Below are 22173 nucleotides of genomic sequence, written 5' to 3'. Positions count from 1 at the left end.
GATTGCCGTATGCGATCAACCGGGCAATCCAAGCGGTGACATGGCGTAAGCCATTGATATTGTTGTCAGATGTTTGAAAAGGAGTGGAGCGTTGCTTCGGCATATGCTCTGCCGGATTGCTTTTACCGATGAAGAGAGGGGAACGATCCAGATGGCTTTTGAAAAAGAAACGTTGTTTTGGAACGAAAAATTCGGTAGTGACGATTATACCTTGACGCGGTTGCCTTACAGCAAAGCTCCAAACTCCCTGGTGCCCAATGTGAAAACCGTTGGCGGTTCGCTTTCGGAGGAAGCGGCGCAGCGGGTCCTTCAAATGAGCAAGGGTGCTCCGCTGGCTGCTTTTATGATTTTGCTCGCAGGTGTTCAGGCACTCTTGCATAAATATACAGGTGCTTCAGACATTCTGGTTGGCATGCCGGTTGTGCCGAAAAAGGGGGAGACGCGTCGATCCGTTAATCATACGGTCATTTTGAAAAACTCGCTTTCGGTGGGGGCAACTTTTAAGACGCTTCTGAGCGAACTGAGGACTTCCTTGCCGGAAGCCATTCAGCATCAACATATTCCGTTCTTGAAAATGACGGAGAAGCTGGATCTGCAATATGCAGAAGGGATACCCTTCGTCCATACGCTAGTATCCCTTAAGGAGTTGCATCTGGACGAAATTGGGCAAAACGTGGTCACGGACTGTTCCTTTGAATTCAGTTTAGCCGGCGGGACGATACAGCTAGCGCTGTCATATAACGAGCACTTATATGACTCCGAGTTCATGAATCGGGTCGTCGGCCATCTGAATCGCCTACTGTCCGTGGGGCTTCATGAGTTGGAGCTGGACATCGTACGAGCGGACATGCTGTCGGAGGACGAAAAATTTCAATTAATACAAAGCTTCAACGATACCGAGAAGGACTATCCTCGTGATCGGACGATTCATCAGCTTGTGGAGGAGCAAGCGAAGCGTGTGCCCGAGGCGACGGCGGTTGTCTTTGAGGAGCAGCGGCTTTCATACGCAGAGTTGAACGAACGGGCGAACCAGCTGGCGCGTACGCTACGATCGGTCGGTGTGCTGCCCAATCAGTTGGTAGGCTTGATGGTTAGGAGATCGCTGGAGACGGTCATTGGCATTTTGGCGGTTCTGAAAGCTGGCGGTGCCTACGTGCCGATCGACCCGGAGTACCCGGAAGAACGTATTCGCTACATTCTGGAGAACTCGAACGCGCAGCTGCTGCTGACTCAAAGAGAGCTGTTACAGCAAGTCCCGTTCGAAGGGACCGTATTGGCGCTAGATGACAAGCAGGCCTATAGCGACGATGGCTCGAACCTGGAGGCGGCCAGTGGTCCACATGATCTGGCTTATGTCATTTATACGTCAGGTACAACGGGCAAACCCAAAGGGGTCATGCTGGAGCATCGTGGTTTGGTCAGCTTGAAGCTGATGTTCGCAGACAGGCTGGGCATCACAGAGCATGACCGGATCGTTCAATTTGCGAGCTTGTCCTTCGACGCATCCTGCTGGGAGATTTTCAAAGCACTCTATTTTGGCGCGGCTTTGTACATCCCGACGGCCGAAACAATTCTCGACACTCGTCTGTTCGAGAGTTATATGAACGAGCATGCGATTACGGCGGCGATTTTGCCTCCGACGTACAGCGCTCATTTGAACCCGGACCGCCTTCCCAGCTTAACAAAGCTTGTAACGGGAGGTTCGGCGGTATCGGCCGAATTCGTGCAGCAGTGGAAAGCGAAGGTTCACTATTTCAATGCTTACGGCCCTACCGAAGCTTCGATTGTTACGACGCTTTGGGATGCGGATGAGCAGCAGCCGGAGCGTAGAGTCATTCCGATTGGGCGCCCGCTGGCTAATCATCAGATTTTCATTTTGGATGCCCACCTGCAACTTGTGCCTCCGGGAGTGGACGGAGAGCTGTGCGTGGCAGGCGTGGGGCTTGCGAGAGGTTACCTGAACAAACCGGAGCTGACGGCAGAGAAATTTGTGGAACATCCGTTTGCGCCGGGAGAACGCCTTTACCGGACAGGAGATCTGGCCCGCTGGCTGCCGGACGGTAATATGGAGTACTTGGGCCGGATCGACCATCAGGTGAAAATCCGTGGATTCCGAATCGAGGTCGGTGAGATTGAAGAGCAGCTTCTGAAGATCGACTCGGTACAGGAGACGATTGTGATTGCGCGGGAAGGCAAAAGTGGGCAAGAACTGTGCGCTTACCTGGTCGCTAGTCTCCCTCTTACGCTCGGCGAGCTGAGAAGCGCGCTGGCGCAAAAATTGCCGAATTACATGATTCCGGCACATTTTGTTCAGCTTCCGCAGATGCCGCTCACCCCGAACGACAAAATCGACCGCAAGGCTTTGCCTGCCCCGGAAGGAAACGCACTGACCGGCGGCGAGTACGTAGCTCCACGCAATGAAGCCGAGCGGACACTTGCCGATGTGTGGCAGGCGGTATTGAACGCCGATCGCGTTGGGGTAACGGATCATTTCTTCGAGCTGGGCGGAGATTCGATCAAGTCCATTCAAGTATCTTCGCGGCTTCATCAAGCCGGGTACAAGCTGGAAATTCGGGATTTGTTCAAATATCCGACAATCTCACAGCTTAGCCTGCATGTGATACCGATCGGACGTACCATCGATCAAGGCGAAATTACGGGTGAAACGGCGCTGACGCCGATTCAGCATTGGTTTTTCGAGAGCTCCTTTAAGGACCCGCATCATTTCAACCAGTCGGTGATGCTGTACCGGAAGGAACGCTTCGACGAAGAGATGGTACGTCAGGTGCTGCAAAAGCTGGCCGAGCATCATGACGCCTTACGGATGGTGTTCCGCAAAACGGAACAAGGGTTTAGCGCACGGACCCGCGCGATTCAGGAAGACGAGATGTTCACGCTGGACGTGTTCGACTTCAAAGATGCGGAGAATCCCACGCAGACTGTGGAAGCGAAGGCAACGGACATTCAAGCGGGCATCGATCTGGAGAACGGGCCCCTCATGAAGGCGGGACTATTCCAGTGCGCGGACGGTGATCATTTGCTGCTCGGGGTTCATCATGCTGTGGTAGATGGCGTGTCTTGGCGCATTTTAATGGAGGATTTCGCTCTAGGTTACGAGCAGACTGGCAAAAGCGAAGAAATTCGTTTCCCGGCGAAAACAGATGCGTACCGCACTTGGTCCGAGCAGTTGGCTGCTTACGCGCAAAGCCCGGAGATGGAGAAGGAACGGGCCTATTGGCAGGCCGTGGATCAAATGGAGGTTCCTGCCGTGCCGAAGGATATGGAGGCGGACGTTACGACACAGCAGGACAGCGAATCGCTGTTTGTCCGTTTGGCTCCCGAAGAAACGGAGCTGCTACTGAAGCGGGTTCACCGTGCCTTCAACACCGAAATGAATGATATTTTGGTAACGGCGCTCGGCATAGCCTTACGCAAATGGACGGGGCACGAACGGGTGCGGATCAATCTCGAAGGACACGGACGTGAATCGATCGGAACGGATATCGATATCACGCGTACAGTCGGCTGGTTTACGACCAAGTTTCCGGTCGTCCTAGAGCCGGAAACTGACCGGGATTTGACCTATCAGATTAAACAGGTCAAGGAAAACTTGCGCCGCATTCCGAACAAGGGGCTTGGGTACGGCATATGCCGCTATCTTTCGAAATCGGAGGAAGGCTTGGTTTGGGGCGCAGAGCCGGAAATTAATTTTAACTACCTCGGCCAGTTCGACGATGATGTCAACCAGGGCGAGATCGGCATATCTTCTTATTCCAGTGGCAGCCCGGCTAGCGACCGGCAGGCCCGCAGCTTTGTGCTGGATATCAACGGTATGGTGCTGGACGGTGCTTTATCACTCGATCTCAGCTACAGCCGGAAGCAGTATCGGAAGGAAACGATGGAAGCCTTCGCTCAGCGGCTTGAGCAAAGTCTCCGAGAGCTCATTACCCACTGCGCAGGCAAAGAGAACACCGAAATGACGCCAAGCGACGTGCAATTTAAAGGCTTGACCATCACAGAATTGGAGCAAATCGCCCAGCGCTCGAGTCATCTCGGGGAAATCGAAAATATTTACTCGCTGACGCCGATGCAAAAGGGTATGTGGTTCCACAGCGCGCTTGACCGGCAAACGGCAGCTTACTTTGAGCAGACGCGGTTTACGATGCGGGGAGCGCTCGACGTCCAGCTTTTTGAGAGGAGCTGGATGGAGCTTGCAAAACGTCATCTGGTGCTGCGGGCGAATTTTGTGAATGGACCAGCGGGCGAGCCGCTGCAAATCATATACCGCGATAAGCCAGTCGGCTTTGAATATGAAGAGCTGCTTCATTTGCAGGTACATGAGAAACAAGCTTACTTGGATGAAAAGGCCGAGGAGGACAAGCTTCGTGGCTTCGACATGGAACATGATGCGCTCGTTCGGTTTACGATTCTGCGCACCGAAGAGCAAAGTTATCACGTTCTGTGGAGTTTCCAACATATTTTAATGGACGGCTGGTGCCTGGCTCAGCTGACGCAGGAGTTGTTTGAGATATACTCGGCCCTGACCTCTGGGAAGCAGCCAGCGGGAGGTAAAGGATCGGATTATGGCGATTATATCGAATGGTTGGAGAAACAGGACGATCAGGCGGCATCCGGCTATTGGACAGCGTTCCTGGCAGGCTACGAAGGGCAAACCGTACTTCCGGGGCAAAAGGAACCAGCGCCGAGCGGCAGATTTACGGCTGATCACGTCACCGCCGAACTAGGCAAGGACTTGAGCAAACGGATGGACCGGGTGGCGAAACAGCACCTAGTTACAGTCAATACGCTGCTGCAAGCCGTTTGGGGCGTGATGCTGCAAAAATATAACGGAACAAACGATGCCGTATTCGGCAGTGTCGTTGCCGGAAGACCGGCGGAAATCCCGGGCATTGAGTCTATGATCGGGCTGTTCATCAATACGGTGCCGGTCCGCGTCAATAGCGAAGTGGACACCGTGTTCGCCGACCTGATGGCGAAGCTCCAAGAGCGGGCTCTGGATTCCGGGCGTTATGATTACTATCCGCTGTATGAAATTCAAGCGCGTAGCGTGCAAAAGCAGAATCTGATCAACCATATCATCGCTTTCGAGAACTATCCGGTGGACGAACAGATGGAGCAGGCGGGGGACCAGCAGCACGGCGGCCTGACAATTGCTGACGTTCAGATGGAGGAGCAGACGAACTATAACTTCAACGTGACTGTGATGCCGGGAGCCGAGATCGAAATTCGATTCGACTTTAACGCCGAAGTGTTTGATAAAGACAGCATCGAGCGGCTCAAGGGGCATCTCGTGCATCTGCTGGAGCAGGTAACGGATAACCCGGAAATTACCGTGGGCGAGCTGGAACTTGTGACCGAGGCAGAAAAGGCCGAACTTCTCGGACGTTTTAACGACACCACGACGGAATTTCCGCGCGGGAAGACACTCATTCAATTGTTCGAAGAGCAGGCGGAGTACATCCCGGATGCAGCCGCCATTTCCTTTAATGAGCAAGAGATGACTTACCGCGAGCTGAACGAACGTGTCAACCGCCTTGCCCGTACCTTGCGCAGCCACGGGATATCCCAAGGACGTCTGGTCGCCATTATGGCTGAGCGTTCCATCGAAATGGTTATAGGTATACTGGCAGCACACAAAGCCGGAGCCGCTTACGTACCGATTGACCCGGAATATCCAGAGGAGCGTATCCGTTTCTTGATAGAGGATTCAGGAGCGCAGGTCATGCTGACACAAAGCCGCTTGCGCGAGCGACTGGCGGGTTTGGACTCGGTGATTTTACTGGATGACGAGTCTTTCTATCACGAGGACGGAACAAACCTAAATCAAGGGATTGAAGCGACAGATCTGGCCTGCGTGATCTATACGTCAGGCACGACGGGCAAGCCAAAAGGAAACCTTGTTTCACACCGCAACATCGTGCGCGTTGTGCAAAATACAAATTATATCGACATCACCAATCGCGATCATGTCCTCCAGCTTTCGAGCTATTCGTTCGACGGAGCGATTTTCGATATTTTTGGTGCTTTGACCAACGGGGCGCGGCTGGTGCTGGTTCCCCGCGAGACGTTGCTGGAAATTGGTCTACTGGCGGATCTCATCCAGCGCCAGCGCATATCGGTCATGTTTATTACGACGGCTTTCTTCAACGTGCTTGTAGATGTGAATGTCAATTGTTTTCGGGATGTCCGGGCGATTTTGTTTGGAGGAGAGCGTGTCTCGGTTGGTCATGTACGTAAAGCACTCGCCCATCTTGGAGCGGGTAGGCTCAACCATGTATACGGACCGACGGAAAGCACGATATTTACCACGTACCTTCCGGTCGACTTCGTTGATGAGTCGGCGCTTACCGTTCCTATCGGACGACCAATCAGCAATACGACGGTGTATATCGTCGACAGCCGGAATAAGCTGCTGCCGATCGGCGTGGTCGGGGAGCTATGTGTCGGCGGAGAAGGTTTGGTACGGGGCTACAATAACCGGCCGGAACTGACGGCGGAGAAATTTGTGCACAATCCTTTTACGTCAGGAGAGCGCATGTACCGGACGGGGGATTTGGCGAAATGGCTACCGGACGGCACGATTGAATATGTGGGACGAACGGACGACCAAGTGAAAATCCGTGGCTTCCGCATAGAGCTGGGCGAGATCGAAACTCAGCTTCAGAAAGTGGAGGGAATTCGGAAAACGACAGTATTTGCGCGGGAAAACGTGTCCGGCGAAAAGCAGCTTTGCGCCTATTATGAAGCGGACTGTGAGCTTCCGGCGGCCGAGCTGAAGAGCGTGCTGTCTCAGGAACTGCCGGCCTATATGATCCCGACGTACCTGATCCAGTTGGAGCGTCTCCCGCTGACGACGAATGGCAAGGTTGACCGCCGCTCCCTCCCGGCACCTGAGGAGAGCTTGCAACCGGGCGAAGGACATACTCCGCCTCGGACTCCGCTCGAAGCCAGCTTGGCTGAAATATGGAAAAGCGTGCTTGGATTGGAGCGCATCGGGGTTCATGACAACTTCTTTGACTTGGGCGGCCATTCCCTGCGGGCAACGACACTGGTGAGCAAGGTGCATCAGGAGTTGAACGTCGAGTTGCCTCTGCGCGACGTATTCCGCTACTCAACGATCGAACAGATGGCTCTCGCCCTCTCCCGGATCGAAGAACATTCGTTCTCGTCGATTCCGCTGGTAGGCGCAAGAGCGTATTATCCACTTTCCTCAGCTCAGAAGCGGCTGTTTATCCTGAATCAGCTGGAAGGAGCCGAGCAGAGCTATAACATGCCGGGTGTGCTGCTGCTCGAAGGATCAATTGACCATAGCCTGCTGGAGAAAGCTTTCCGCGGACTGATCCAACGTCATGAAACGTTGCGAACCGGATTTGAGGTCGTACAAGGCGAAGCGGTACAGCGTATTTACGAGAGCGTTGATTTTTCCGTCGTGTGTCGACATGCGAACGAGGAAGAAGCGTCTGCAGTCGTGCAGGCTTTTATCAGACCTTTCGACTTGGCGAAGCCACCGTTGCTGCGTGCCGAGCTCGTAGAGCTGGCAGCCGATCGTTATTTACTGATGTTTGACATGCACCATATCATCTCCGACGGGGTTTCGATGGACGTGTTCGTTGAGGAACTCGTTCGTCTGTATGGCGGTGAGTCATTAGAGCCTTTGCACATTCAGTACAAGGACTATGCGGTATGGCAGCAATCGGACGAGCAAAAAGTGCAATTGAACCGCGAGGAAGCTTACTGGCTGGACCGTTACCGGGGCGAGCTGCCGGTTCTGGAAATGCCAACGGACTATCCGCGTCCTGCTGTACAGAGCTATGAGGGACATACGCTGACGTCCTTCGTGGACGAGGCAACGAACGAAGGCTTGAAACAGCTGGCCGCTCAAAGAGGAACGACGCTATATATGGTGTTGCTTGCCGCATATACCGTGCTTTTGCATAAATACACAGGTCAGGACGATTTGATCGTCGGAACGTCGATTGCGGGCAGAACGCACGGCGACACGCAGCCTTTGATCGGAATGTTCGTCAACACGCTGGCGATCCGCAATTATCCGGCTTCGGAGAAGACCTTCCTGTCGTATTTGGAAGAAGTGAAAGAAACGACTTTAGGCGCTTACGAGCATCAGAATTATCCGTTCGAAGAACTCGTCGATAAAGTGCAGGTTAGCCGGGATTTGAGCCGCAACCCGCTGTTTGACACGATGTTCTCCCTGCAAAACCTGGAGGAGTCAGAGTTTGAGCTGGAAGGGCTGAAATTGTCCCCGTACCCTAGCGAATATGGTATGGCCAAGTTCGACCTGAGTGTGGATGTTACGGAAGAAAATGGCGGACTGGAGTGCAACTTTGAATTCGCAACGGCTCTTTATAAAGAAAGCACGATCCGGCGGCTGTCGATTCATTTTGGACATTTGCTTGCGGCGATTGTAAGCCATCCGAATGCAAAGATCGCTGATCTGAACTTGTTGACGGCAGATGAAAAAGAGAAGATTCTCGGCGCGTTTCACCCGATGCAATCGGAAGTGGCTCCTGTGGCCGCGTTCCACCGACTGTTCGAGGAACAGGCGGAGAGCACTCCGGAAGCGGAAGCCGTTGTATACGAGAACGATCGGCTGACGTATGCGGAGCTGAACGTACGGGCGAACGGCTTAGCGGCCACGCTGCGCGCAAGTGGAATCGGCCGGGAGGAGATTGTTGGCATTCTCGCCGAGCGCTCGGTGGACCTGCTGGTGGCCGTGCTGGCCGTCTGGAAAGCAGGCGGGGCATATGTACCGCTTGACCCGGATTATCCGGCGGACCGCGTGCGGTTTATGCTTGAAGACAGCGGAGCGAAGGTGCTGCTGACACAAACGCTGCTGAGAGAGCGTGCTGAAGCCTGGCTCAGCCAAGAGGAGCTGGCACTTGCAAAGGTGTTGTACCTCGACGACGAAATGTCATACAGCGAAAACCGGGAGAATGCACCGCTTGGTTCCAGCATGGTTTCCGGTAAAGTCTCCGGCGAGCTGACGGGTGCTGTGAACAGCGATGATCCGAGTCATCTGAAGGTTACTGGCTTGGACAGCTTTCATGAAGCTCGTCCTGAGGACCTAGCGTACGTGATCTACACGTCGGGGACAACAGGCAAGCCGAAGGGTGTAATGATTGAGCACCGCAGCTTGGTGAACACGGCAGCGGGCTACCGGCGGGAATACCGGTTGGATCAGTTCCCAGTCCGGCTACTGCAACTCGCTAGCTTCTCGTTTGACGTGTTCGTGGGTGATATCGCACGCACGTTGTATAACGGAGGCACCATGGTCATTGTACCGAAGGATGATCGGATTGATCCGTCTCGCCTGCACCACTGGATAGAGCGGGAGCAAGTGACGATCTTTGAATCAACACCAGCACTGATCGTACCGTTTATGGAATACGTGCACGAGCAAGGGGTGGAGTTGAGCGGGATGGAGCTGCTCATCACAAGCTCGGACAGCTGCAGTGTGGCGGATTACCGGACCTTGCAGGAGCGTTTTGGCTCATCGTTCCGCATTATTAACGCCTACGGCGTGACGGAAGCGGCAATTGACTCCAGTTTCTATGACGAAGAATTGAAGGAGCTGCCGCAGACAGGCCATGTGCCGATTGGCAAAGCGTGGCTGAATGCGAATTTCTACATCGTGGATGCACAACTGAACCCAGTACCGGTCGGGGTGTTGGGCGAGCTGGTTATCGGCGGAGTCGGCGTGGCACGAGGCTACTTGAACCGTCCAGATCTGACAGAAGAGAAGTTTGTAGACAGTCCCTTCACCGCTGGTGAGCGGCTGTACCGCACAGGAGACTTGGCGCGGTGGATGGAGGACGGCAACGTGGACTTCATCGGCCGAATCGACAACCAGGCGAAAATCCGGGGCTACCGGATCGAGGCGGGTGAGATCGAGTCGCAGTTGCTGCGGGTGGAAGGTGTGCGCGAAGCGGTGGTGCTGGTTCGAAGTGATGCGAACGGTCAGAAGGCGCTGTGTGCGTATTACACGCCGGATACCGGTGCGAAGCTGTTGGTGAACGATCTGCGCAGTGCGCTGGCACAGGAGTTGCCGGGTTACATGATCCCGTCGTACTTCGTGGAGCTGGAGCGCTTGCCTCTGACACCAAACGGGAAAATAGACCGGAAGGCGCTGCCCTCGCCGGAAGGGGAAGCGGGAAGTGGAACGGAGTATGTCGCACCGCGCAATGAGCTGGAAATGAAGCTGGCGGTGATTTGGCAGGAGGTGCTGGGGCTTACGAAGGAGATTGGCGTTTACGACAACTTCTTCGACATCGGCGGCCACTCCCTGCGAGCGACAACGTTGGTCAGCAAGATTCATAAAGAGTTGAACGTGGATCTGCCACTGCGCGAAGTGTTCCGCCATTCCACGATCGAGAGCATGGCTACCGCCATTTCTCGGCTGGATCAGCAGATATTTGTTTCCATTCCGGTGACGGATGTCCGAGAGGTGTACCCGCAATCTTTTGCTCAAAAACGTCTCTTTATTCTGAATCAGCTGGAAGTTGCGGAGCTTAGCTACAACATGCCGGAAGCGATGCTGCTGGAGGGTGCTTTGGACCGGGCAAGGTTCGAAGAAACGTTCCGTAAGCTCGTGGCGCGGCATGAAATGTTGCGCACCGGGTTTGAAATGGTGGATGGAGAAGCATCACAGCGGGTTTACCAGGACGTGAATTTTGCGGTGGAGTTCTATCAAGCGGATGAGCAAGAGGTCGAAGCGGTGGTTCACGGTTTCGTCCGTCCGTTTGACTTGGCTAAGCCACCGCTGTTGAGGGTAGGCCTTGTTGAGCTGGCTCCGGAACGCCATATTCTGATGTACGACATGCATCATATTATTTCTGACGGCGTTTCAATGGAAATCTTTGTTGAAGAATTCGTACGTTTGTATGGTGGAGAGCAATTGGAGCCGCTGCGCATTCAGTACAAAGACTACACCGTTTGGCAGCATTCGCAGGAGCAGCAGGAACGGCTTCAGCATCAGGGGGCGTATTGGCTGGACATGTTCCAGGGCGAGCTTCCGGTGCTGGAAATGCCGACCGACTATCCACGTCCGGCTGTACAGAGCTACGAAGGTCAAACGCTGGAGTTTTCCTTCGACGCTTCAAAAACCGACGGCCTGAAACAGCTGGCTTCGGAAACGGGCACGACGCTGTTTATGGTGTTGCTTGCGGCGTATAACGTGCTTTTGCATAAATATTCAGGTCAGGAAGACGTAATCGTTGGTACGCCGATTGCCGGAAGGAATCATGGAGATGTGCAGCCGTTGATCGGGATTTTCCTAAACACGCTGGCGATTCGCAGTTATCCGTCTTCGGAGAAAACATTCCTGTCATATCTGAACGAAGTCAAAGAAACAACTCTGCGTGCCTTTGAGCATCAGAACTATCCGTTTGAACAATTGGTGGACAAAGTGCAAGTCACCCGTGATTTAAGCCGCAATCCGCTCTTCGACACGATGTTTACGATGCAGAATACGGAGAACGAGCAATTTGAGCTGGAAGGGCTTCGCCTGATTCCTTATCCGAGCGTACTTGATACTGCGAAGTTTGATATCAGCTTGGATGTGGGCGAGGAGAACGGCGGCTTGGATTACAGCTTTGAATATGCGACAGCTCTTTACAAAAGGGAGACGATTGAACGGCTGGCAAAACATTACGAGCAGTTGCTCCTGACAATTGTAAACCGTCCAGATGCAAAGATTGCCGAGCTGAACTTGCTGACAGCAGAGGAAAAAGAACAAGTTCTCAATGCGTTTAATCCAGCGCAGCTAGAAGCGGCTCCTGCGGCTACGTTCCACCGTCTGTTTGAGAAACAGGCAGAGTGTACGCCGGAAGCGGAGGCCGTTGTGTATGAAAATAATCGCCTAACGTATGTGGAGCTGAACGAGCGGGCGAACTGCTTAGCGGTCACGCTGCGTGCAAGTAGCATCGGCCGAGAGTCAATCGTTGGCATTCTCGCCGAGCGTTCGGTGGACTTGCTGGTGGCCGTGATGGCCGTCTGGAAAGCCGGCGGGGCGTATGTACCCCTCGACCCGGATTATCCTGCGGACCGCGTGCGGTTTATGCTCGAAGACAGCGGAGCGAAGGTACTGCTGACACAAACGCCGCTGCGAGAACGTGCCGAGGCCTGGCTCCGCGAAGAGGAGCTGGCGCTGATGTCGGTGCTGTACCTCGACGACGAAGCGTCGTACAGCGAAGATCGGGCAAATGCCCCGATGTGCTTTGATCAAGGCTCCAGCATGGCTTCCAGCCGGGACTCTGGCAAACTAACGGGGGCTGTGAACGGTGCGGATCGGAACCATCTGGATGTTTTCAATGATGTTGGCATGGGCAGCTTCCATGAAGCCCGCCCTGAGGACCTAGCATACGTCATCTACACGTCCGGAACGACGGGCAAGCCGAAAGGCGTGATGATTGAGCACCGCAGCCTGGTGAATACGGCAGCGGGTTACCGGCGGGAATACCGATTAGATCAGTTCCCGGTGCGGTTGCTGCAGCTCGCCAGCTTCTCGTTTGACGTGTTCGTGGGCGACATTGCCCGGACACTGTACAACGGAGGCACGATGGTGATTGTGCCGAAGGACGACCGGATCGATCCTTCTCGTCTGCACTACTGGATAGAGCGAGAGCGAGTGACGATCTTCGAATCAACACCGGCGCTGATCGTGCCGTTTATGGAATACGTACATGAACAGGGGTTGGAGTTCAGCGGGATGGAGCTGTTGATTACAAGCTCGGACAGCTGCAGTGTGGCGGATTACCGAACCTTGCAGGAACGCTTCGGCTCGTCGTTCCGCATCATTAACGCTTACGGTGTGACGGAAGCGGCGATCGACTCCAGTTTCTATGACGAACCGCTGACGAAGCTGCCGCAGACAGGCCATGTGCCGATCGGCAAAGCGTGGCTGAATGCGAAATTTCACATCGTGGACGCACATCTGAATCCCGTACCAGTCGGCGTGCTGGGCGAATTGGTTATCGGTGGAGTTGGGGTAGCACGTGGGTACTTGAACCGTCCAGATCTGACAGAAGAGAAGTTTGTAGACAGTCCCTTCACCGCTGGTGAGCGGCTGTACCGCACAGGAGACTTGGCGCGGTGGATGGAGGACGGCAACGTGGACTTCATCGGCCGAATCGACAACCAGGCGAAAATCCGGGGCTACCGGATCGAGGCGGGTGAGATCGAGTCGCAGTTGCTGCGGGTGGAAGGTGTGCGCGAAGCGGTGGTGCTGGTTCGAAGTGATGCGAACGGTCAGAAGGCGCTGTGTGCGTATTACACGCCGGATACCGGTGCGAAGCTGTTGGTGAACGATCTGCGCAGTGCGCTGGCACAGGAGTTGCCGGGTTACATGATCCCGTCGTACTTTGTGGAGCTGGAGCGTCTGCCTCTGACACCGAACGGGAAAATAGACCGGAGGGCGCTGCCAGCGCCGGAAGGGGAAGCGGGAAGCGGAACGGAGTATGTCGCACCGCGCAATGAGCTGGAAATGAAGCTGGCGGTAATTTGGCAGGAGGTGCTGGGGCTTACGAAGGAGATTGGCGTTTACGACAACTTCTTCGACATCGGCGGCCACTCCCTGCGAGCGACGTCACTGGCAGGTAAGGTATTTAAGGAATTAAACGTCAACCTGCCGCTGCGCGACGTATTCCGTCACTCAACGATTGCGGCGATGGCCGAGGCGATCACCCGGATGGAACGGCGGGAGCATGAGGCCATTCCTCAAGCGGAAGAGAGAGAGTACTACCCTCTGTCCTCCGCGCAGAAACGGCTGTTCATTCAGCACACGCTGGATGGAGCAGATCAGCTTTACAACATGCCGGAACTGGTACAGGTGGAAGGTGAGTTTGATTTAGACCGGTTGGAAGCCGCCTTGCGGAAATTGATAACACGGCATGAATCGCTGCGCACCGGTTTTGAAATGATGAAGGGCGAAGTGGTTCAGCGGATATACCCACAGGTCGATTTTGCTATCGAGCATCATCAAGCGGATACAGAGGATTCAGATCAAATCGAGCAGATCGTCCGGAACTTCGTTCGTCCGTTTGATCTCGGCCAACCGCCGCTGCTGCGCGCCGGGGTCATCGAGCTGGAGCCGCACCTGCGTATTCTCCTTTTCGATATGCACCATATCGTGTCTGACGGTGTATCGATGGCGATTGTGATGGAGGAGTTCTCGAGTTTCTACGCCGGAGAACAGCTGCCACCCCTGCGCATTCATTACAAGGATTATGCCGTTTGGCAGCAGTCGAAGGCCCACCGAGAGCGAATCGGGCGGCAGGAAGCGTACTGGCTGCAAACCTTCGAAGGCGAACTGCCGACGGCGGACCTGCCGATGGACTACGAACGGTCTGCCGTTCGTAGCTACGAAGGCGCGCATGTGGAGTTCGACGTCGAAGCTTCTCTCTCGGCGCGGTTGCGCGAATTGGCTGCCGAGTGTGAAAGCACACTGTTCATGGTGCTGCTTGCGGCCTATACTGTGTTGCTGTCCAAGTACAGCGGTCAGGAGGACTTGATCGTGGGCACCCCGGTGGCTGGAAGAACTAACGCCGATTTGGAGCGGGTCATCGGCATGTTTGTTAATACGCTGGCGCTCCGCAATCGTCCGTCTGGCGACAAAACGTTCTTGTCCTACCTGGAAGAAGTGAAGGAAACGGCTTTGGGTGCTTTTGAGAACCAGGATTATCCATTCGAGGATCTCGTGGAGCGTTTGAATGTGAAGCGGGAGCCGGGCCGCTTCCCGTTGTTCGATGCCGTTTTCGACTTGCAAAATATCGAAGAACGAGACGCCGAACTGGAAGGGGTCAGCCTGAAGAATTACGAGCTTGACCCATTGGAAGAAGCGAAGTTTGATCTGACGCTGTTTATGTATGAAAACGAAGGGGCGTTGAGCGGGGGCTTCTTCTACGCCAACAAGCTGTTCAAAGAAACGATGATCCGCACCTTGACTGAGGATTACTTGCGGGTACTGTCTCAAATTGCGGAAAATCCACAACTCGAGCTAAGCCGAATTGAATGTCATAAACCGGCGGCAGGCGCAAAGAGTGCCGTCGATACGATCGAATTCGCGTTCTAATAATACAAGCGCGCTCCACCGTCAACCGAAAGTGGTGCGCATCCAAGAAAAACGGCGAACAACTTGCAAGTCCGTAAATCAAGCCCGTAAACGCGCAGGTCGAAAGCAAGCCTTTTCAGACCTGCGTCGGGGTATGCGGTCACTTCATTTTTAGGGGAGGTACGAATGAAATCTTTATTTGAAAAGGAAGAACGGTACTGGAGCGGCAAGTTTGACGCAGATGATAGCCTGAGCTTCCTTCCATACAGTCAATCCTCCAAATTATTCGAGGGCGGGGAAGCTGCGGCAGAGCCGGACTTGCTTCACCGTACTCTCCCGAGCGAACTCTCGGAGAGAATCATTGGCCTCGCCAGCGGTTCGGATTTGGCTCTGTACATGATTGTTTTGGCAGGAGTAAAAACCCTGCTGTTCAAATATACCGGGCGGGACCAAGTGCTGGTCGGCATGCCTTCGTATAGCGCAGACCAGGGCGAGACGCCGCCGCATGACATCTTGGTGATCAAGACATCGGTAAGCAGCCAGACTACGCTGAAAACGCTGCTTGGGGGCATCAAAGGCTCCATCGGCGAGGCGCTGGAGCATCAGCACCTGCCTTTTCGAAAAATGGTGGAGCCGCTCCATTTGGACTATACGGGGCATGGCCTCCCGGTCGTCAACACCATCGCATCCTTCGCCCCGATTCATCCGGGACCGCTGGTTAACCGTGTGGCGGCTGATACCGTTTTTCGCTTCGACCGCCAAAACCACTCCATCGAGCTGGAAATAAGCTTTGACGGACAGCGGTACGAGCGGGCATTTATGGAGCAGGCGGCCGACCATCTTGTTCGGTTGCTGTCCATGCTTTTATTTCAGCCAGATCTGGAGCTTGGACAAGTCGATATGCTGTTCCCAGTCGAGAGGGAGATGCTGCTCAAGGGATTTAATGACACCGAAACCGAGTTCGAGCGGGGGAAAACGATTCATGGCTTGTTCGAAGAACAGGCGGAGCATCGCCCGGATAACGTGGCCGTCGTCATGAACGAGCGGCAATTGACCTACCGCGAGCTGAACGAGCGATCCAACCGCCTTGCGCGGAAGCTGCGGGAAAAAGGAGTAGAAGCAGACCAGCTGGTAGCAATTCTGGTCGAACGCTCGCTTGATATGGTCGTCGGCATTCTGGCAATTCTTAAAGCGGGCGGAGCCTTCGTGCCTGTCGATCCCGACTACCCAGAGGAGCGCATCCGCTTCATGATCGAGGATTCAGGCACACCGTTATTGCTGATTCAAAAACATCTGCACGAGAAGACCGACTTTGAAGGAACACGCCTTGAATTAGACGATTTTGTTTGGGGCGATAGCGGGGCGGAATCCACTGGTGTGCTGGATGCTTCGAATCTGGAGCCGGCCAGTGGTCCGAATGATCTGGCTTATGTCATCTATACATCAGGTACGACGGGCAAACCCAAAGGGGTCATGCTGGAGCATCGTGGTTTGGTCAGCTTGAAGCTGATGTTCGCGGACAGGCTGGGCATCACGGAGCATGACCGGATCGTTCAATTCGCCAGCCTGTCATTCGACGCGTCCTGCTGGGAAGTGTTCAAAGCGCTCTATTTTGGCGCGACTTTGTACATCCCGACAGCCGAGACGATTCTCGACAACCGCCTGTTCGAGAATTATATGAACGAGCATACGATTACGGCGGCGATTTTGCCTCCGACGTACAGCGCATATTTGAACCCGGACCGCCTTCCCAGCTTAACGAAGCTTGTAACGGGAGGTTCGGCGGTATCGGCCGAATTTGTGCAGCAGTGGAAGGAGAAGGTCCACTATTTCAATGCTTACGGGCCTACCGAAGCTTCGATTGTTACAACGCTTTGGGATGCGGATGAGCAGCAGCCAGAGCGCAGAGTTATTCCGATCGGGCGCCCGCTGTCTAATCATCAGATTTTTATTTTGGATGCCCACCTGCAGCTTGTGCCTCCGGGAGTGGACGGCGAGTTATGCGTGGCAGGCGTAGGGCTTGCGAGAGGTTACCTGAACCATCTGGAGCTAACGGCAGAGAAGTTTGTGGAACATCCGTTTGTGCCGGGAGAACGCCTTTACCGGACGGGAGATCTCGCCCGCTGGCTGCCGGACGGCAACATCGAATACCGGGGGCGGATCGATCATCAGGTGAAAATCCGCGGCTACCGGATCGAAATCGGCGAGATTGAAGAGCAGCTGCTGAAGATCGCCGCCATGCAAGAAGCGGTGGTGCTCGCCCGCGACGACGCAAACGGCCATAAACAGCTTGTCGCTTATTACGTTGCGGAAACGAGGCTGGCGGTGCATGAACTCAAGGAGCAGCTCGCCAAGCAGCTTCCGGGATATATGATTCCTTCGTACCTCGTGCAGCTTTCGCGGATGCCGCTGACCCCGAACGGGAAAATCGACCGCAAAGCGCTACCCGCACCAGAGGAAGCCGCCACTGGAGGAACGGAATATGTTGCGCCGAGAACACTGCTCGAGATGAAGATCGCCCGTGTCTGGCAGGATACACTTGGCATTCCACAGGTCGGCGTAAAGGATAACTTTTTTGAGTTGGGAGGCAATTCCTTAAGTCTGATTAGGCTCGTTCAAGCCGTTTACGATGAAACGGGCATCGAGATACCGCTGAATCGCCAATTCCATCATGTAACCGTTGAAGCCATGGCTTTTGGAGAGGAGGATCTGGGTCTGGATAAAGGGGGAGACTCCTTCATTAAGCTAAATAAAACAGGGGATCTGAACGTGTTCTGCTTCCCTCCAGGCAGCGGCTTCGGCATCGGTTACCGAGAGCTTGCAAGCAGACTAGACGGCCGATTCGTGCTTTACGGCATTGATTTTATCGACGATGTCATCGATTACGAGGCCCTGCTGAACCGTTATGTGGATGAGATTGTTCGTATCCAGCCTGAAGGACCTTACGTGTTGCTCGGTTACTGCTTCGGAGGCAACCTGACGTTCGAGGTAGCCAAATCGATGGAAAGAAGAGGGTATTCCGTAACGGACGTGCTCATGGTGGACTCGTGGATTAAGGGCACACTCACACCTTATGAAACGTCTGAGAAAGAGCTTGAAGAGATGCTTGCGGATTTCGACGAAGAAGAGAAGGAATTAATGAGCAATCCGCTCGTGCGGGAGCGTGTTCATCGGAAGATCAAAGCCACATTGACGTACGAAGCGCAGCTTATTAATTCAGGAACGATAACTGCCCGGATTTACGAACTGATTGCGAAGGACAGTGAAGCGTTCCGCCTGGAGCACCAGTTGCCGTCTTGGCATAGGGCAACGACGCAAGCTTACGCCGATTACCGGCTGGAGGGCGCACACGAGGAGTTACTGGAACTCGCGCGCGTGGACGAAACGGCCGTTGTCATCCGTGACATCTTAGTGCAAATCAAGCAGCAGATCGAAGCGGAGGCAGGGGTCCTGCATGGGAGCTGACCGGCAGACGTCTGTTCAAGGACAAGGCACAGCGGTGCCTTCCAAGCGCCGAACCGCTTATGCCACCTGGAAAGCGTTCCGCTGGCTGATGTCCTATGTAAGCCGTCACAAAGGCTGGATGATCGTCGGTATCCTGTCCGCAATTGCCGCCGCGGTTATTGAGATATGGACGGGACGTTTGGTCGAGCAGTTGACCACACAGGCCGAGAATGGGGCGGGGCCTATCGTTCTGCAGATCGTGTACACGGTCTTTGTGGTCATCTTGATCGGTGTGCCGGCGAAGTTTTTCATGAGCTTTGGTGTGGAGCGAAGCAGTGCCTCTGCGGTGCAGGATATCCGCAACCATGTCATGCGTCATATCGGCAAACTCCCGGTCCCCTATTTGGAAAAGCAGCACTCCGGCGACGTGTTGTCGCGGATCAACAACGATCTGCAGCTCATCCAGCAATTTATGATTCGGGACCTCGCCCAGTGGTTTTATCATCCGCTATTATTTATCGGCTGTTTCGCTTATTTGATGTATCTCCAATGGGAGCTGATGCTGTACAGCCTGCTGTTATTTCCCGTAGCACTGCTGGTTTCCCAATGGATCGGCAAGCAGTTGGAACAGTTGACGGAGGAAGCCCAGGCGAACATGGGCCGAATGAACGTCAACCTCCAGGATACGCTTGGGGGGATGCCTATTGTAAAAAGCTACCTGCTATCCGGTATGTTATCTCGCTCCTACCAAGTGCTGCTACAATTGACGGCTCAAAAAAAGCTGGCCGTGAAAAAGCGGGAAGCCTGGGTCAACCCGCTGCTTTCTACGCTGATGATTAGCCCGATCATTTTCGCCGTCAGTTACGGAAGCTATTTGATCTACAACGGGCAGCTAGGCGCGGGAGAACTGATCGCCTTCCTGTACTTGCTTAATCTGTGTCTGGAGCCGCTGGAGCATATTCCCGAGCTCATCACGCGCACGTTTGAAATGACCGGTGCCCTGAGAAGGGTCTCCGAAATCGTCGAGCAGCCGACCGAAATGGAAAATGGCCGTTTGATTCCAAAAGCGAGCGCCGCCCCCATCCAGTTTCAGAACGTAACCTTCGGGTATGAAGAGAGTTCCCCGATTCTGCGGAATGTTAGCTTCTCGGTGCCGGAAGGCAAGACGATTGCACTTGTCGGAGCGAGCGGCGGAGGGAAGAGTACGGTGTTTAAGCTGGTATGCGGCTTTTATCCACTTCCGGAGGATCAGGGCGAGATCCGCGTGTTCGGAAGCCTGATCCACGGTGCAGATCCCGAGCAGCTTCGGTCGCATTTTTCCGTGGTAACCCAAGATTCATATTTGTTTAGCGGTACGATCGCCGAAAATATCGGCTATGGGCGGCAAGAAGCGTCGATGGACGAGATTATCGAAGCCGCCAAAGCCGCTCAGGCTCATTCTTTCATTATGCAGTTTGAGGACGGTTACCAGACGTATGTCGGAGAGCGCGGCGGGTTTTTGTCCGGTGGGCAACGCCAGCGCATTGCAATGGCTCGGGCGTTCCTGAAGGATGCTCCCGTTCTGCTGTTGGACGAGCCCACATCGGCACTTGATCCGGAGTCGGAAAGCGCGGTTCAGGAAGCGTTGGGCGTATTGATGAAGAAGAGAACGACCATGGTTATTGCCCACCGGCTTTCTACGGTACAAAACGCCGATGAAATTTGGGTTATGGAACAAGGAAGTATTGTCGAAAAGGGCACTCATGAACAATTACTCGAGAGGAAGGGACTGTACGCCCAGTCGTATTACCAGGAGTTTACCGAGTCTGCCGAACGCAGGGAGGTGTCGTACACATGAAAAAGGGCGGAAGGCTATCACAAGTGAAAGAACTCGGCTACTTGCTGACGTTTATGAACCGCAAGCGCAAAACCCAGTACGCGATTGGCCTTGCTGTAACGGCGCTCACCCAGACATTGTTTCTGATCGCCTTCAGCTTGGTCGTACATAACTTGGTTGATTTCGCCGTGTCCCGAGATACGTCCCTGATGGTAGAAGCTTTTGTTATTTTGGGCGCGGCCCTGTTCCTGGAAAATATAATTTCTCCCTGGTTCATTTACTTATACCAGCGCAGTGTCGAGCTGACTGTGCTGAATATCCGCAAACGTCTTTATGACAAGCTGTGCCGGGTGCGGCCGAGATTCCTGGAGCAGAACCACCATGGGGACTTGCTGTCGCGAGTGAACAACGACGTAACGACCGTTGAGTTTACATTCTCGCAGGTTTACTTCGTTTTGCTGCTTCAAGTTGTCTTCTGCATCGGCTCCATTGTCTCTATGGCGGTGATTGATTGGCGGTTTGCTGGCGTATCCTTCGTCATTCTGCTGCTGTCCTCTCTGGTCAGCCTGAAATTTGCACGGGATATCCGCGCTTTGTCCGAACAAGGCTTGCGTACGCTCGGTAAAATGACCGAAAAATTTAAAGATTTTATGGGCGGCATTCAAATTGTGAAGCTGTTTCGCATCCGCACGATTTACGGCCAGTACGAGGCGTTGAACGAGCAAATGACGCAAACGCTTCGGCAAACGGCGAAAAAGAACGGTATGCAGGCTGCGGTGAACCATTTTATCAGCTACGTCACGTTCTGCGGCATCATCGTCATCGGCAGTCTTCTTTATGCTTACGGATTGATGGGAATGGGAAGTGTCGCCGCTCTGGCAGTTTTGCAAGTGAATCTGACGCACGCCTTGTTGAACCTGGGGATGGTTCTGTCGATGACCCAAAATTCGCTCGCGGGCGCTCACCGGATTCAAGAGGTACTAAGTGAGGAAGAGGAACCGGAGCGTTTGGGATCTTCTCGTAGCGAGCTTTTATCGGAGGCTGCGGTGGAGTTTCGCGATGTGGAATTTTCCTATCAGGCGGATAAAAAGGTACTTGTCGACATGTCCATGCAAGTGTTTCCTGGTCAGGTCGCTGCGATTGTAGGAGCCAGCGGCAGCGGTAAAAGTACGCTGATCAAGCTGCTGCTCGGCTTTTATCCTGTGGACAGCGGAGATATTCTGCTCCAGGGCAAACCGTTCGGCCATTACACGCTGGACGAAATTCGCAGGCAGATTGCATACGTTCCGCAGGAGCCGTTTTTGTTTACCGGCACGATTGAGGAAAATATCCGCTATGGCAATCCGGATGCAACGGATGAAGAAGTGGTTGAAGCGGCCAAAGCGGCGTACGCTCACCATTTTATTCAGGAACTTCCTGAACAGTATAAAACGCCGGTGGGAGAGAGAGGAGCGTCGTTGTCAGGTGGACAAAGGCAGCGAATTGCGATCGCCCGGGCGATTCTCAAAAACGCCCCGATTCTACTGCTGGACGAAGCGACTTCTGCATTGGATAACGAATCCCAGCATTGGGTACAGCAAGCCCTGAACGTATTGATGAAGGGGCGCACCACCATTCTGATTGCCCACCGTCTCAGCACTGTGGAACATGCGGATTTGATTACGGTCATGAATCAAGGAACGGTCGTGGAACGGGGCCGCCATCAGGACCTGCTGGCGCTCGGAGGTTATTACGCGCGGCTGTACGGCTAGACCCGCTTTACGGCGGGCGGCTTCCTGCTGATATTCAGGTATAAAGCCTATCTACAAACAATCTCTAATACGGGAGT

At 54.1% G+C, this 22173-nt stretch carries 4 protein-coding genes; all 4 read left to right on the top strand.

The features are described from left to right. Window positions 1-151 precede the first annotated feature (151 nt). The 4 genes from MHI52_RS27230 to MHI52_RS27215 all read left to right on the top strand — a co-directional run bounded on the left by MHI52_RS27230 (window position 152) and on the right by MHI52_RS27215 (window position 22096). On the top strand, window positions 152-15106 hold the full coding sequence (locus MHI52_RS27230) for an amino acid adenylation domain-containing protein (protein WP_405157988.1): 14955 nt from the start codon (window positions 152-154) through the stop codon (window positions 15104-15106). 165 nt (window positions 15107-15271) lie between these two features. Continuing rightward, the gene (locus MHI52_RS27225; protein WP_076254967.1) at window positions 15272-18550 is read left to right on the top strand and encodes a non-ribosomal peptide synthetase; all 3279 of its coding nucleotides are present in this window, start codon (window positions 15272-15274) and stop codon (window positions 18548-18550) included. Then, window positions 18540-20366, top strand: coding sequence for an ABC transporter ATP-binding protein (locus MHI52_RS27220; protein ID WP_101314562.1), 1827 nt, complete (start codon window positions 18540-18542; stop codon window positions 20364-20366). Before MHI52_RS27225 ends, MHI52_RS27220 begins: the two co-directional genes overlap by 11 nt. Continuing rightward, window positions 20363-22096 carry an ABC transporter ATP-binding protein gene (locus tag MHI52_RS27215; protein ID WP_076254971.1) on the top strand — a complete coding sequence of 578 codons (1734 nt, stop codon included), beginning with the start codon at window positions 20363-20365 and terminating at the stop codon, window positions 22094-22096. Before MHI52_RS27220 ends, MHI52_RS27215 begins: the two co-directional genes overlap by 4 nt. The last annotated feature ends 77 nt before the right edge of the window (window positions 22097-22173 follow it).

Origin of the sequence: Paenibacillus sp. FSL H8-0283 (assembly GCF_045040675.1) — a bacterium.
In the GTDB taxonomy this organism is placed as follows: domain Bacteria; phylum Bacillota; class Bacilli; order Paenibacillales; family Paenibacillaceae; genus Paenibacillus; species Paenibacillus amylolyticus.
The sequence above is the reverse complement of the archived record's forward strand: the minus strand, read 5'-3'. Positions and strand labels throughout refer to the sequence as shown.